The sequence below is a fragment of the Klebsiella sp. RCJ4 genome, assembly GCF_009025755.1.
In the GTDB taxonomy this organism is placed as follows: domain Bacteria; phylum Pseudomonadota; class Gammaproteobacteria; order Enterobacterales; family Enterobacteriaceae; genus Klebsiella; species Klebsiella michiganensis.
Window position 1 is genome coordinate 221376 of record NZ_WCIN01000027.1, and the last position, 13625, is coordinate 235000.

Below are 13625 nucleotides of genomic sequence, written 5' to 3' on the forward strand. Positions count from 1 at the left end.
GAGATAAATCCGCCAGTGCTTAGCGCTGGCGGGGTGATATGATGCTTTCCTTAGGTAAATTCAGGAGGAAAGCGTGAATATCATTGCGATCATGGGTCCCCACGGCGTCTATTATAAAGACGAACCGATCAAAGAACTGGAAGCCGCCCTGCAACGGCAAGGTTTCCAGACCATCTGGCCGCAAAATAGCGCCGATCTTTTGCAATTTATCGAGCATAATCCGCGGATCTGCGGGGTTATTTTTGACTGGGATGAATACAGCGTTGATCTGTGCAGCGATATCAATCGCTTAAATGAATATCTGCCGCTGTACGCATTTATCAACGCCCATTCGACGATGGACGTCAGCAGCCAGGACCTGCGCATGACGCTATGGTTCTTTGAATACGCGCTGGGGCTGGCGGAAGAGATTGCTACCCGCATAGGTCAATACACCCGCGAATACCTCGACAACATAACCCCGCCGTTTACCAAAGCCTTGTTCAACTATGTGCAGGAGGGGAAATATACTTTCTGTACCCCCGGGCATATGGGCGGCTCGGCATATCAAAAAAGTCCGGTGGGCTGTCTGTTTTATGATTTCTTTGGCGGGAATACCCTAAAGGCCGACGTCTCTATTTCCGTGACGGAGCTGGGATCCCTGCTCGATCATAGCGGTCCGCATCTGGAGGCGGAAGAGTATATTGCCCGCGCATTCGGCGCCGAACAGAGCTATATGGTGACCAACGGAACCTCGACGTCGAATAAGATTGTCGGTATGTATTCCGCTCCGGCGGGCAGCACCCTGCTTATCGATCGCAACTGCCATAAATCGTTGGCTCATTTACTGATGATGAGCGACGTGGTGCCGCTGTGGCTAAAGCCGACGCGCAATGCGCTAGGGATCCTCGGCGGCATACCCAAGCGCGAATTTACCCGCGACAGTATTCAGCAAAAGGTTAATGCGACAGGCGGCGCCGGGTGGCCTGTGCATGCGGTGATCACCAACTCCACCTATGACGGACTGCTATATAACACCACCTGGATCAAAGAGACCCTCGACGTACCGTCAATCCACTTTGATTCAGCCTGGGTGCCGTATACCCATTTTCATCCGATCTATCAGGGTAAAAGCGGGATGAGCGGCGATCGCATTGCGGGGAAAGTGATCTTTGAAACGCAGTCGACGCATAAAATGCTGGCCGCGCTATCGCAGGCTTCGCTGATTCATATTAAAGGCAGCTATGATGAGGATACCTTCAATGAAGCCTTTATGATGCACACCTCGACCTCCCCGAGCTACCCGATCGTTGCCTCCATTGAGACGGCTGCCGCCATGCTGCGCGGCAACTCCGGCAGACGACTGATTCAGCGTTCGATTGAGCGGGCGCTGGATTTTCGTAAAGAGGTGCAGCGGTTGCGCGAAGAGTCTGACGGCTGGTTTTTTGATATCTGGCAGCCGGAAGAGGTGGGGGAAGCGCAGTGCTGGCCGGTTTCACCCGGAGAAAGGTGGCATGGCTTTCAGGACGCCGATGACGACCATATGTTCCTCGATCCGGTGAAAGTCACCATTCTGACGCCCGGTATGGACGAGCAGGGCAACATGGATAGCGAAGGCATTCCGGCCGCGCTGGTGGCGAAGTTCCTTGATGAGCGCGGCGTGGTGGTAGAAAAAACCGGGCCGTACAACCTGCTGTTCCTGTTCAGTATCGGTATAGATAAAACCCGTGCGATGGGGCTGCTGCGCGGATTGACCGAGTTCAAACGCGCTTACGATCTCAATTTACGGGTGAAAAACATGCTACCGGATCTGTACGCCGAAGATCCGGATTTTTACCGCAACATGCGTATTCAGGATCTGGCCCAGGGTATTCATCGTCTGATTCGCCAGCACCAGCTCTCGCAGCTGATGCTTAGCGCTTTCGACGTCCTGCCGGAGATGAAAATGACGCCGCATCAGGCCTGGCAGCGGCAGATTAAAGGCGAAGTGGAAACCATTGAACTGGAGAATCTGGTCGGGCGTATTTCAGCGAATATGATCCTACCGTACCCGCCCGGCGTGCCGCTGCTGATGCCCGGCGAGATGATCGCCGAGGAGAGCCGCGCGGTGCTCAATTTCCTGCTTATGCTGTGCTCCATCGGCCGCCACTATCCGGGTTTCGAAACCGATATCCACGGCGCGAAACGCGATGAAGACGGCGTGTACTGGGTTCGAGTCTTAAAAAATGACTAAGCGCTTGCGCACTCACGAACTGAACGAGTAACGTTGTTGGCTTCAACTGGAGGAGTTGTACCATGCTGGGTTTAAAACGGGTTCACCATATCGCCATCATTGCGACGGATTATGCGAAGAGTAAAGCCTTCTACTGCGACATTCTGGGGTTCACCCTGCAGGGCGAGTTCTATCGCCAGGAGCGTGATTCATGGAAGGGCGATCTGGCGCTGAATGGCGAATATGTCATTGAACTCTTTTCATTCCCGTTTCCTCCTGCGCGTCCGAGCCGCCCCGAAGCCTGCGGGCTGCGCCATCTGGCGTTTAGCGTTGATGATGTCGATGCCGCCGTTGCGCATCTTGAGGCCCACGGCGTGGCCTGTGAAGGCGTTCGTATCGACCCCTTCACCGGTAAACGATTCACCTTTTTTAACGATCCGGACGGGCTACCGCTGGAGATTTATCAGCAGTAATTCTTGTCAGAGCGTGTTCTGCCGGGTAACGTGCCGGACACGCTTTCCTCAGTTAGTACTCTCATGATGATGATCCCAGACATGGCGCAAACGCTACAGCCGCACCGCCATTTTTTAGTGGCCTTTAGCGGCGGGCTGGATTCGAGCGTGCTCCTGTATCGCCTGGTTTGCTGGCGCGAACAGGATCCTACCGTTCAGCTGCGGGCGATGCATATTCACCACGGCCTCAGCGCGAACGCCGACGATTGGGTGGCGCACTGCCGACAAATATGCCAGCAGTGGCAGGTACCGCTTTTGGTTGAACGGGTGGCGCTCGCCGATGAGGGGCTGGGGATTGAGGCCCACGCGCGTCAGGCGCGCTATCAGGCTTTCCGTTCGGCGCTATTACCCGGCGAAGTGCTGGTGACGGCACAGCATCTTGACGACCAGTGTGAAACCTTTCTGTTGGCGCTTAAGCGGGGGAGCGGCCCAACCGGGCTTTCGGCGATGGCCGGCGAGTCCGATTTTGCCGGGACGAAACTGCTGCGTCCGCTGCTTAACGAAAGCCGCGACTCCCTGCACCGGTGGGCGATAGCCCATCAGCTCAGCTGGATTGAAGACGAAAGTAACCAGGACGACGCCTACGATCGCAATTTTCTCCGCCTGCGAATTGTTCCGCTGCTTAACGCTCGCTGGCCGCACTTCGCCGAGGCCGTAGCGCGCAGCGCCAGCCTGTGCGGCGAGCAGGAACAGCTGCTGGATGAAATGCTCGCGGCGGAGCTGGCAACGCTGGTGGCGGAGGATGGCGCGTTGACTATCGAACCGTTGGCGGCCATGAGCGCCCCGCGTCGGGCCGCGCTGCTGCGCCGCTGGCTGGCTGGGCTCAATGCGCCGATGCCTTCGCGCGAGATGCCGGAGCGTATCTGGCGTGAAGTGGCGATGGCGCGCGAGGATGCGTATCCCTGTCTGCGCCTTGGCCAATTCGCCGTTCGTCGCTATCAGCAACGGCTGCACTGGGTGAAATATCTCCCCGGACAGAGCGAGACGGTGCTGGCGTGGCGCGATATTGCCAGGCCGCTGCCGTTACCCGACGGCCTTGGCGAACTGAAGCTCCTGGCCGGCGGCCCGTTACGCGGCCCGCGCCAGGATGAAGCGGTCACTATTCGTTTTCGCGCCAACGGTAATCTGCATATCGTCGGCCGCCAGGGCGGCCGCAAGCTGAAGAAAATCTGGCAGGAGCTCAACGTTGCTCCCTGGCGGCGCGATACCACGCCGCTGCTGTTTTACGGCGACACGCTTATCGCCGCAGCCGATGGTCTGTTTATTACCGTCGATGGGAAAGTTCAGGAAGGTGAAGGCGTGCAGATGATGTGGATGAAAACGGGCGGCTGAGCCACCCGTTTTGCTTCAGGACTCGCTAACCACTACCGTACCGATTTCCGGATGGCTGAAGCTGGCGATTTTATCCAGGCGCAGTTCGCGGACGTCACCGGCGAGCTCCACGACGAGATACTCGATATTTTTGCGCGAGATAAGATCGTTGGCCTTCGCTTGCAGCTGTTCGCCATCTTTGAGCTCCAGCGCCAGGACCAGATGGTGCTGACAGGCAAGTTCGAGGTTGTCATAATCATCGCAATTGATGGGTTGATAAGTATCATTCATTGACATAATCGCTCACCAGTAAGTTTGCCGCCGCATATGCGGCCTTTTCCCTGACTGACTCAGCAAGGGCCTGATCCGCCGCAACCTCATTCAATACTTTCAACACGCAACCTAGCGCATCCGGGATATACCCAAGGTCCCCGCTGGCTATTTCCGCATACCGCTTGCGTATTAACTCACAATATTTGTCCACATGCCCTCCTGTCAGCGTTCTGACTTAACCGTGGGATGTAAGTTTAAGCCTACGAAGATAAACTCTGTTTAGCAAGGTGACTATACCATAGTCATTTAAGCAATATCAGCAGGATGAAAGGGGATCCTGCGATTGCTGACAGCCTTTTGCCGCCAGTTTCGCTACAATGAACGCCATTTTTATCAGGAGTTTCCTCATGGCGCTGAAAGCGACGATTTATAAAGCGACGGTGAACGTGGCCGACCTGGACCGCAACCAGTTTCTGGATGCCAGTTTGACGCTTGCCCAGCATCCGTCAGAAACCCAGGAGCGCATGATGCTGCGCCTGCTGGCGTGGATGAAATACGCCGACGAGCGTCTGCAGTTTACCCGCGGTTTGTCTTCCGATGATGAAGCTGAACTCTGGCTGCTAAACGATCATCTGGGCGTTGATCTGTGGATCGAACTGGGGCTGCCGGACGAACGGCGGATTAAAAAAGCCTGTTCGCGGGCGCAAGAGGTGGCGCTGTTTGCCTATAATAGCCGGGCGGCAGAAATCTGGTGGCAGCAAAATAAAAGCAAATTGGCACAGTTTTCAAAGCTAACCGTATGGTATTTAGATGATACTCAGCTGGCGCAGCTCAGTGCTTTTGCCGATCGGACAATGTCGCTACAGGCGACTATCCAGGATGGCGCTATCTGGTTATCTGACGCTAAGAATAATCTGGAAATTCATTTAACGGCCTGGCAAACATCCGCATGATTACGATTAGCCGCAGCGTGGCGATTGCGGATGACGAGGTCTCACTTTCCGGGATACGCGCCCAGGGGGCGGGCGGTCAGCATGTCAATAAAGCATCGACGGCTATCCATTTGCGCTTTGATATTAAGGCATCGAGCCTGCCTGAGTATTATAAGGAACGTCTGCTTACCTCCAGCCATCACTTAATTTCTGCCGAGGGTGTGGTTATCATTAAGGCTCAGGAATATCGCAGCCAGGAGATGAATCGCGAAGCGGCGATTGCGCGTCTGGTTGCCTTAATACAAGAATTAACCGCAGTGCAGAAGCGCCGCCGGGAGACGCGGCCGACCAGAGCGTCAAAAGAGCGCCGGCTTGCCTCAAAGGCGCAAAAATCCTCAGTTAAGGCGCTGCGTGGGAAAGTTCGTCATTAAAGGCATGGCGAACCGGTGGAATGGATAATAAGGAATTTACAGTGAAGAAAATCGTATTTTCAGTCGTGGCGGCATGCTCGCTTTTTGCCCTATTCGGCTGTAACCATCGCGCGGAGATGGACACGCTACAACCGGCGCCGATGGAAGAGCTAAAGCCGATGCAGCAGAGCTGGCGCGGCGTGCTGCCGTGTGCCGACTGCGAAGGTATCGAAACTTCGCTCTTTCTTGAGAAAGACGGCACCTGGGTGATGAACGAGCGGTATCAGGGCGTCAGTCGCGAGCCTTCCTCCTTTGCTTCCTATGGCACCTGGGCGCGCACGGCCGATAAGCTGGTGCTGACCGACAGCAAAGGCGAGAAGTCTTACTATCGGGCGAAGGGCGACAAGCTGGAAATGCTCGATCGCGACGGTAATCCCATCGAGTCTACGCTGAACTATACGCTTGAGTCAGTCAAATCCAGCCTGCCCATCACGCCAATGGCGATGCGCGGAATGTACTTCTATATGGCGGATGCCGCGACCTTTACCGATTGCGCAACCGGCAAGCGAGTGGCAGTCGCGAATAACGCGCAGCTCGAGCGTGATTATGCCGCGGCGCGCGGAACGGATACTCGCCCGGTGCTGCTGGTGGTTGAGGGGCACTTTACGCTGGAAGCGAACCCGGATTCGGGAGCGCCGGTTAAAGTTCTGGCGGTGGATTCACCAGGCAAGTTTTATCAAAAAGAAGACTGCAATTCTCGTTAGTTAATTGAGTCCTACGAGACGGCTTGTCTTGATATAAATTCCCAATTTAAGATGCCCGATATACTGCAATTGTGTTTCGGGCTTAAAGTTTGCCACGTCCCCCTCACGCATATGAAGCAGGTCTGATGGGCTAATCCAGCCCGGTTGAGCCAGGGTCAGCGGGTGTCCGGCCTTCGCGAAGGCATCGCTGACAAACTCAGAACAAAACCACATTTTTTTGTCCCCGGAAACGGCATCGCTAAGCTGCGCTTTGGCCAGGCCATTCACGCACTGCTGGCGGAAATCCTTCGAAAAGGGATTCAGGGAGCAGAGCCGTTTGGTTACCATAAAGGGCACAAATTCAATGATGCCGCGATAGTTATAGCCGCTGTTTCTGTTTTTATAGGCGAAATTTTTAATGCCGGCGGCTTGTTGCGGCGTAAGGTCAGGCGCTCTTAGGGCAAACAGCTTATCGCTGTGCTGCATCGCTTGCTGGAGCGGAATAATCTGCACCCCAGCGCCGGTTGCCTCTGCAACCTGGTTATCACCGATATAGATAGCAACATGGCTAACGGAGGATGCGCTAAAAGCACGAATCCCCAGGGACGTCACGCCAATGCTGGAAGAGAAAAGGAGATCGCCGGGGAGCAGGTCTTGTGCGTTAATTTCAGTCAGCGTGTTATTAGCCACCGAGCTCTGGCGCTGAAGTTTAACTGCCCATTGCTGCGATGGTGGCTTAATAGCGGAAGCGGAAGGCGCGGACCGGCTGACGTCTACCGTGCAGGCCGAAAGTAAAAACAATGCGGGAAAAAGCAGGACATAATTTGCCCATTGTTTAGCCATGATTACAATCCCTGTAAAAAAGAGGCTCTGAAACCAGAGCCTCTTTTGGCGTTAACCTTTAATTTGTTGTACCAGGTAATTCACGATATCGCCGGTTTTAATCAGCTGCTTCTCGCCGCTGCGACGATATTTATATTCAATATCGTCGTTGTCGAGGTTACGGTCGCCCAGCACGATGGTGTGCGGAATACCGATAAGCTCCATATCGGCGAACATCACGCCCGGACGCTCTTTACGGTCGTCCATCAGCACGTCGATACCCAGCGCGCTCAGCTCTGCGTACAGCTTCTCGGCCAGCTCCTGCACGCGGTAGGATTTATGCATGTTCATCGGCAGAATCGCAACCTGGAACGGGGCGATAGCTTCCGGCCACAGAATCCCGCGATCGTCAAAGTTCTGCTCAATGGCGGCCGCCACCACGCGCGTCACACCGATACCGTAGCAGCCCATCGTCAGGATCTGGTTACGGCCATCTTCGCCCTGTACGGAGGCTTTCATCGCTTCAGAGTACTTGGTACCCAGCTGGAAGATGTGGCCCACTTCGATACCGCGTTTAATCAGCAGCGTACCTTTACCGTCCGGGCTCGGGTCACCCGCCACGACGTTACGGATATCAGCCACTTCAGGGGTGGCGACGTCGCGATCCCAGTTGATGCCGAAGTAGTGTTTCCCGTCGATGTTAGCGCCCGCGGCGAAATCGCTCATTGCGGCAACGGTACGGTCGATAATCACCGGAATGGGCATATTAACCGGGCCCAGAGAACCGGGACCTGCCTGCACCAGCGCGCGGATCTCTTCTTCGGTAGCGAAGGTCAGCGGGCTGGCGACCTGCGGCAGTTTTTCCGCTTTAACTTCGTTCAGCTCATGATCGCCGCGAACCAGCAGGGCAATCAGCGGAGACTTGCTGTCTTCTACCGCTTTGACCAGCAGGGTTTTCACCGTTTTCTCAATCGGCAGATTGAACTGCTCAACCAGCTCGGCGATGGTTTTGGCGTTCGGCGTATCGACCAGCGTCATTTCCTGAGTGGCGGCCGCGCGCGGCTCTTTCGGCGCAACGGCTTCGGCGAACTCAATATTGGCCGCGTAGTCGGAAGAGTCAGAGAAGATCACGTCATCTTCGCCGCTCTGCGCCAGCACCTGGAATTCGTGAGATGCGCTACCGCCGATAGAACCGGTGTCAGCCTGTACCGCACGGAAATCCAGGCCCATACGGCTGAAGATTTTGCTGTACGCGGCGTACATCGCGTCGTAGGTTTCCTGCAGAGATTCCTGAGAGGTATGGAAAGAGTAAGCATCTTTCATCAGGAATTCACGGGAACGCATCACGCCGAAACGCGGGCGCACTTCGTCACGGAATTTGGTCTGAATCTGATAGAAGTTCAGCGGCAGCTGTTTGTAAGAGCTCAGCTCGTTACGAATCAGGTCGGTGATCACTTCTTCATGAGTCGGGCCGAGTACGAACGGACGTTCGCCACGGTCAGCAATACGCAGCAGTTCCGGGCCGTACTGTTCCCAACGACCACTCTCTTGCCACAGCTCAGAGGGCTGAACTACCGGCATTAACACCTCGATTGCACCGGCGTTGTTCATCTCTTCACGCACGATGTTTTCGACTTTTTTCAGGACGCGCACGCCGGTCGGCAGCCAGGTATATAACCCGGAGGCCAGCTTGCGGATCATCCCGGCGCGCAGCATCAGCTGATGGCTGATAACCTCGGCGTCGGCAGGTGTCTCCTTCAGAGTGGAGAGCAGGTATTGGCTAGTACGCATGTTGTTACGGTTCCATTTGGACGATCGATACAGGCTGGGAGCCAGCCTGACACAAAAAAGTGGTTTAGTTTACCAGTGTGGCAAAGATGCCAAAAGAGAGGAAAATAAAATTAGCGTGGTTCGAGAGAAAAGACTTCAAAACCGGACGAAATCACCCGCCAGCGCACGTTAAAATCCAGCAGCCAGACGGCGTAGGTCTTTCCCGGGTCTTCTTCTTTACGATATGCCGGGCGCGGATCTTGCGCCAGAACTTCGCTAATAAACATCTTAAGTCGGGGATAGCGCTTTTCCAGTTCTAAAAGCCGGGCTTCTGTTTCTGGCGTGAAGCTCACCGCCACTTCCGCCTGCGGTGCCTGCTGCGCGTAGCTCGCGCTGGCTTCCGGCAGCGCTTCGGCAAAGGGCAGGTAAGGTTTGATATCCACGACCGGCGTACCATCCACCAGGTCCAGACTACCGAGTTCCAGAACGACGTGTTCTTTCTGGCAGCGAATACCTTTTAGCTCGACCAGCGACATACCGATTGGATTAGGACGAAAGGTCGAACGGGTGGCGAAAACGCCCATCCGCGCATTACCGCCGAGGCGGGGAGGGCGCACGGTCGGGCGCCAGCCGCCTTCCATGGTCTGATGAAACACAAACAGGATCCACAGATGGCTGAAGTTTTCCAGGCCACGTACGGCATCGGCCTGGTTATAGGGGGGCAGAAGATGTAATTCGCCGCCGCCGTTTTTAACCAGCCCAGGCTGGCGGGGGACGGCAAATTTTTCTTTATAGGGCGAGCGAATAACGCCTATCTGCGCAAACTGAAAATCACTCATTGCGCCGTAACGTTAAGCGCTGAACCAAGGCAGACGGCCTGGCGGTAGCAGCCCGGAGTTCCGCTGGTCACTTCGCAGCGGTGCAGCAGCACGGCATTGGCTTTCATTTTTGCCGCGTTAATCTGCATGCGCTTGCGCGCCGTCGGGATATTGGGCGGAGAGTCTTGATTCGAGGCCTGGCATGATTCACCGGTGACTTCGCCGAGTTCGCGGAAAGGTTTACCCACCAATTCTGTTGCATCGGTATAGATTCTTACCGGGGCCGGACGCGTCGCTTTCGGTTTTGCCGGTTCCGATTTGGCAGGCGGGGTTACGGTGCTTTGTACAGGCTCGACGGGAGATCTGCTTAGCATAGAACAACCGCTTAACATGAGTGCTAACAAACAGACCGGTAAAGCACGCATAGTATTTCCTCAATAAATAATAAAACAGGGCGCTATTGAATCAGGTGCTTGCATAAATGACAAGACGGGCATAAAGCCCGTCCTGAATGATATTACGCTGAGAAAAGATTACCAGCCTTTCACCGCACCGCCGTTAAAGATTTTGTTAGCCGCTTCGTAAACTTCATCACTCTGATAGGCCTGAACAAATTTCTTAACATTTTCCGCATCTTTGTTGTCTTCGCGAGCGACAATCAGATTCACGTACGGAGACTCTTTACCTTCCACGAAAATACCGTCTTTTGCCGGCGTTAAGCCAATCTGGCTGGCATAGGTGGTATTGATAACCGCCAGAGCGATTTGCGCATCATCCAGAGAGCGCGGCAGCTGCGGGGCTTCCAGCTCAACAATTTTCAGGTTTTTCGGGTTTTCAATAATATCCAGAGAGGTTGGCAGCAGACCAACGCCTTCTTTCAGTTTGATCAGGCCAACCTGTTGCAGCAGCAGCAGAGAGCGGCCAAGGTTGGTGGGATCGTTAGGAATCGCAACCTGAGAGCCCGGCTGCAGTTCGTCCAGCGATTTGATTTTTTTCGAATAACCCGCAATCGGGTAAACAAAAGAGTTACCTACGGAAACCAGCTTGTAGCCGCGGTCTTTGATTTGCTGGTCAAGATACGGTTTATGCTGGAAGGCGTTAACGTCGATATCGCCTTTGCTCAGCGCTTCGTTCGGCAGAACGTAGTCGTTGAAGGTCACCAGTTCGACATCAAGGCCGTATTTTTCTTTTGCTACTTTCTGCGCGACTTCCGCAACCTGCTGCTCCGCACCGACGATAACGCCGACTTTAATATGGTTAGGATCTTTTTCGTCCTGACCGCAACCCACCAGAGCCAGAGAACCGATTAACGCGCCGACTGCCGCAAAGGTTTTGAAATTAAAGGCCATGTTATTTCCTTCCTGTAAGATTCTGTATTGTGTGTAATGTTATTTGTGAGTCACAGCCCGGACGATACGATCGCCTGAGAATTGGATTAAGTACACCAGAATAACCAGCAGCACCAGTACGGTATTCATTACCGTTGCATTGTAGCCGATATAACCGTACTGATAGCCAATCTGCCCGAGACCACCGGCACCCACGGCGCCGCCCATCGCGGAATAGCCGACCAGCGTAATGAGCGTGATGGTTGCCGCATTCACCAGGCCCGGCAGCGCTTCCGGCAGCAGAACCTTACGCACGATCTGCATCGGCGTTGCGCCCATGGCGCGGGATGCTTCGATAAGGCCGGTGGGGATCTCCAGCAGGGCGTTTTCCACCATACGGGCGATAAACGGCGCGGCGCCGACCGTCAGCGGAACGATAGCCGCCTGCAGGCCGATCGACGTGCCAACGATCACGCGAGTGAATGGGATCATCCACACCAGCAGGATAATAAAAGGAATCGAGCGGAAAATATTCACCACCGCCGAAAGCGTGCGGTAGAGCTTCGCATTAGCGACAATTTGCCCCGGACGGGTGACGTACAGCAGCACGCCGACCGGCAGGCCGAGAACAAAACCGAAGAAGCCGGAGACAAACGTCATGGCCAGCGTTTCCCATACGCCGCGAACCAGCAGCCAAATCATTGGTTCAGACATATCCCAGTACCTCTACTTTTACATGGTGTTCCTGTAGCCAGGCGATTGCGGCCTGGGTATCTTCCTGCGTGCCGTGCATCTCAGTGAGCATAATGCCGAACTTCACGCCGCCCGCGTAATCCATCTGCGCGCTAATAATGTTGTTATTCACATTAAAACGACGGGCAGTCTCAGAAAGAAGCGGGGCATCAACGGAGTGACCCGTAAACTCCATGCGCAGCATGGGCACGCTATCGGGAAGCGCTTCAGGTTTAAGGCGGGCCTGATAATCATCCGGGATATCAAGGTGCAGCGTTGACTGAATAAACTGTTGCGCCAGCGGGGTTTTGGGATGAGAGAAGACCTCACTCACCGTATCCTGTTCAATCAGCTGGCCGTTGCTGATAACGGCAACGCAATCGCAGATGCGTTTGACGACATCCATTTCATGGGTAATCAGCAAAATCGTCAGGCCCAGGCGACGGTTGATATCTTTCAGCAGTTCCAGAATCGAACGCGTAGTGGCCGGGTCCAGAGCGCTGGTGGCTTCGTCGCAGAGCAGGACTTTTGGATTGCTCGCCAGCGCACGGGCGATGGCCACGCGCTGTTTTTGACCGCCGGAGAGATTTGCCGGATAGCTATCGTGTTTATCCCCCAGACCGACGAGATCGAGCAGCTCGGCCACCCGGCGCTTGATTTCATCTTTCGGCGTATTGTCGAGCTCCAGAGGCAACGCCACGTTGCCGAATACGGTGCGTGAGGCAAGCAGGTTAAAGTGCTGGAAGATCATGCCAATCTGGCGACGGGCGCGAGTGAGCTCTTTTTCTGACAGCGCCGTTAGTTCCTGGCCGCCCACCTGTACGCTGCCCTGCGTTGGACGTTCGAGCAGGTTAACGCAGCGGATTAACGTACTTTTACCCGCGCCGGAAGCGCCGATGACGCCATAAATTTGCCCGGCGGGGACATGCAGGCTGACATCGTTCAGCGCCTGTATGCTGCGATTTCCCTGCTGGAACACTTTGGTAATATTCGAAAGTTTAATCATCAGTTATTTATTATCGTTTAGCCGTTTGCCGTGGCATTTTCTTCTGCCGTGTCCAGGCGATGCCTGTCAATGAAATGGATGTTAAGGCATCCAGACGTCTAAATCAATCTGACTCTGTATAATGAGCACTTTCTTGCGTCCGGAAACATGCGATACTACGCGCATTAGCCTTTATCAGGAGCAAACCGGTGGCAATGTCAGTACCCGCAATTTTTCTTGACCGTGATGGCACGATTAATGTCGATCACGGCTATGTCCATGAAATCGACAACTTTGAATTTATCGATGGCGTCATTGACGCAATGCGTCAATTAAAGGAGATGGGTTACGCGCTGGTGCTGGTGACCAACCAGTCCGGTATCGCCCGCGGTAAGTTTACTGAAGAGCAGTTTGAAACGCTGACGGAGTGGATGGACTGGTCGCTGGCCGATCGCGGCGTTGATCTGGATGGTATCTATTATTGTCCGCACCACCCGCAGGGAACCGTTGAAGAGTTTCGCCAGACCTGCGACTGCCGCAAGCCGCATCCGGGTATGCTGATTTCGGCGCGCGACTATCTGCATATTGATATGGCGGCTTCCTTTATGGTTGGCGATAAAGTCGAAGATATGCAGGCAGCTCTGGCGGCCAATGTCGGCACGAAAGTATTAGTGCGCACCGGCAAGCCGGTGACCCCAGAAGCCGAAAGTGCCGCTGATTGGGTGCTTAATAGCCTGGCAGACCTGCCGGATGCTATCAAAAAGCAGCAAAAATAAGCGTTATGTATAAAAGGTGAGC

At 54.7% G+C, this 13625-nt stretch carries 16 protein-coding genes; 7 read left to right on the forward strand and 9 right to left on the reverse strand.

The features are described 5' to 3' along the window. Window positions 1-73: 73 nt before the first annotated feature. The 3 genes from F8562_RS09490 to tilS all read left to right on the forward strand — a co-directional run bounded on the left by F8562_RS09490 (window position 74) and on the right by tilS (window position 4035). Window positions 74-2212, forward strand: a complete 2139-nt coding sequence (locus tag F8562_RS09490) for a lysine decarboxylase LdcC (RefSeq protein WP_014228008.1) — start codon at window positions 74-76, stop codon at window positions 2210-2212. 62 nt (window positions 2213-2274) lie between these two features. After that, window positions 2275-2664, forward strand: coding sequence for a VOC family protein (locus F8562_RS09495; protein WP_004098774.1), 390 nt, complete (start codon window positions 2275-2277; stop codon window positions 2662-2664). Window positions 2665-2733: 69 nt separating this feature from the next. After that, a complete protein-coding gene (tilS, locus tag F8562_RS09500; RefSeq protein WP_042934280.1) occupies window positions 2734-4035 on the forward strand; it encodes a tRNA lysidine(34) synthetase TilS in 1302 nt (433 codons plus the stop codon). A 15-nt stretch (window positions 4036-4050) separates the two neighbouring features. Here tilS and rof read toward each other — a convergent pair whose 3' ends face one another. Beyond that, complete coding sequence (rof, locus tag F8562_RS09505) at window positions 4051-4311, reverse strand: Rho-binding antiterminator (protein WP_004098776.1); 261 nt, start codon at window positions 4309-4311, stop codon at window positions 4051-4053. Next, the gene (locus tag F8562_RS09510) at window positions 4298-4498 is read right to left on the reverse strand and encodes a YaeP family protein (RefSeq protein ID WP_004098778.1); all 201 of its coding nucleotides are present in this window, start codon (window positions 4496-4498) and stop codon (window positions 4298-4300) included. Before F8562_RS09510 ends, rof begins: the two co-directional genes overlap by 14 nt. A gap of 196 nt (window positions 4499-4694) precedes the next feature. On the opposite strand from F8562_RS09510, the gene F8562_RS09515 reads away from it, so the two are divergent. From F8562_RS09515 to nlpE, 3 genes are read left to right on the forward strand one after another with little or no spacing between them, the layout of a single operon-like run. Next, window positions 4695-5240 (forward strand): YaeQ family protein, encoded by a 546-nt coding sequence (locus F8562_RS09515; protein ID WP_014228011.1) that lies wholly within the window; start codon window positions 4695-4697, stop codon window positions 5238-5240. Then, a complete protein-coding gene (gene arfB, locus F8562_RS09520) occupies window positions 5237-5650 on the forward strand; it encodes an alternative ribosome rescue aminoacyl-tRNA hydrolase ArfB (protein ID WP_014228012.1) in 414 nt (137 codons plus the stop codon). Before F8562_RS09515 ends, arfB begins: the two co-directional genes overlap by 4 nt. Before the next feature lie 20 nt (window positions 5651-5670). Beyond that, window positions 5671-6393: an envelope stress response activation lipoprotein NlpE gene (gene nlpE / locus F8562_RS09525; RefSeq protein WP_025107392.1), complete on the forward strand. Its 723-nt coding sequence runs from the start codon at window positions 5671-5673 to the stop codon at window positions 6391-6393. Here the strand turns inward: nlpE and F8562_RS09530 are convergent, their stop codons facing one another. The 7 genes from F8562_RS09530 to metN all read right to left on the reverse strand — a co-directional run bounded on the left by F8562_RS09530 (window position 6394) and on the right by metN (window position 12848). Further along, entirely contained in the window at window positions 6394-7215 is an 822-nt protein-coding gene (locus F8562_RS09530; protein WP_014837453.1) for a YaeF family permuted papain-like enzyme, read from the reverse strand. A gap of 51 nt (window positions 7216-7266) precedes the next feature. After that, window positions 7267-8985 (reverse strand): proline--tRNA ligase, encoded by a 1719-nt coding sequence (gene proS, locus F8562_RS09535; RefSeq protein ID WP_014837454.1) that lies wholly within the window; start codon window positions 8983-8985, stop codon window positions 7267-7269. A 110-nt stretch (window positions 8986-9095) separates the two neighbouring features. Beyond that, window positions 9096-9803, reverse strand: coding sequence for a tRNA (N6-threonylcarbamoyladenosine(37)-N6)-methyltransferase TrmO (gene tsaA, locus F8562_RS09540; protein ID WP_014228016.1), 708 nt, complete (start codon window positions 9801-9803; stop codon window positions 9096-9098). Further along, complete coding sequence (gene rcsF, locus F8562_RS09545) at window positions 9800-10207, reverse strand: Rcs stress response system protein RcsF (RefSeq protein WP_004098790.1); 408 nt, start codon at window positions 10205-10207, stop codon at window positions 9800-9802. Before rcsF ends, tsaA begins: the two co-directional genes overlap by 4 nt. A 108-nt stretch (window positions 10208-10315) precedes the next feature. Next, entirely contained in the window at window positions 10316-11131 is an 816-nt protein-coding gene (metQ, locus tag F8562_RS09550) for a methionine ABC transporter substrate-binding lipoprotein MetQ (protein WP_004098791.1), read from the reverse strand. Between the two features lie 39 nt (window positions 11132-11170). After that, a complete protein-coding gene (locus tag F8562_RS09555; RefSeq protein WP_004098792.1) occupies window positions 11171-11824 on the reverse strand; it encodes a methionine ABC transporter permease MetI in 654 nt (217 codons plus the stop codon). Continuing rightward, the gene (gene metN, locus F8562_RS09560; RefSeq protein WP_014837456.1) at window positions 11817-12848 is read right to left on the reverse strand and encodes a methionine ABC transporter ATP-binding protein MetN; all 1032 of its coding nucleotides are present in this window, start codon (window positions 12846-12848) and stop codon (window positions 11817-11819) included. Before metN ends, F8562_RS09555 begins: the two co-directional genes overlap by 8 nt. Before the next feature lie 188 nt (window positions 12849-13036). On the opposite strand from metN, the gene gmhB reads away from it, so the two are divergent. Beyond that, a complete protein-coding gene (gmhB, locus tag F8562_RS09565) occupies window positions 13037-13603 on the forward strand; it encodes a D-glycero-beta-D-manno-heptose 1,7-bisphosphate 7-phosphatase (RefSeq protein WP_014837457.1) in 567 nt (188 codons plus the stop codon). Window positions 13604-13625 lie beyond the last annotated feature (22 nt).

Coding starts and splice junctions, on each gene's coding strand:
- F8562_RS09495 (WP_004098774.1), top strand. CDS start 2,275: ATGCTGGGTTTAAAACGGGTTCACCATATCGCCATCATTGCGACGGAT.
- tilS (WP_042934280.1), top strand. CDS start 2,734: ATGATCCCAGACATGGCGCAAACGCTACAGCCGCACCGCCATTTTTTA.
- rof (WP_004098776.1), bottom strand. CDS start 4,311: ATGTCAATGAATGATACTTATCAACCCATCAATTGCGATGATTATGAC.
- F8562_RS09515 (WP_014228011.1), top strand. CDS start 4,695: ATGGCGCTGAAAGCGACGATTTATAAAGCGACGGTGAACGTGGCCGAC.
- arfB (WP_014228012.1), top strand. CDS start 5,237: ATGATTACGATTAGCCGCAGCGTGGCGATTGCGGATGACGAGGTCTCA.
- nlpE (WP_025107392.1), top strand. CDS start 5,671: ATGGATAATAAGGAATTTACAGTGAAGAAAATCGTATTTTCAGTCGTG.
- F8562_RS09530 (WP_014837453.1), bottom strand. CDS start 7,215: ATGGCTAAACAATGGGCAAATTATGTCCTGCTTTTTCCCGCATTGTTT.
- proS (WP_014837454.1), bottom strand. CDS start 8,985: ATGCGTACTAGCCAATACCTGCTCTCCACTCTGAAGGAGACACCTGCC.
- tsaA (WP_014228016.1), bottom strand. CDS start 9,803: ATGAGTGATTTTCAGTTTGCGCAGATAGGCGTTATTCGCTCGCCCTAT.
- rcsF (WP_004098790.1), bottom strand. CDS start 10,207: ATGCGTGCTTTACCGGTCTGTTTGTTAGCACTCATGTTAAGCGGTTGT.
- metQ (WP_004098791.1), bottom strand. CDS start 11,131: ATGGCCTTTAATTTCAAAACCTTTGCGGCAGTCGGCGCGTTAATCGGT.
- F8562_RS09555 (WP_004098792.1), bottom strand. CDS start 11,824: ATGTCTGAACCAATGATTTGGCTGCTGGTTCGCGGCGTATGGGAAACG.
- metN (WP_014837456.1), bottom strand. CDS start 12,848: ATGATTAAACTTTCGAATATTACCAAAGTGTTCCAGCAGGGAAATCGC.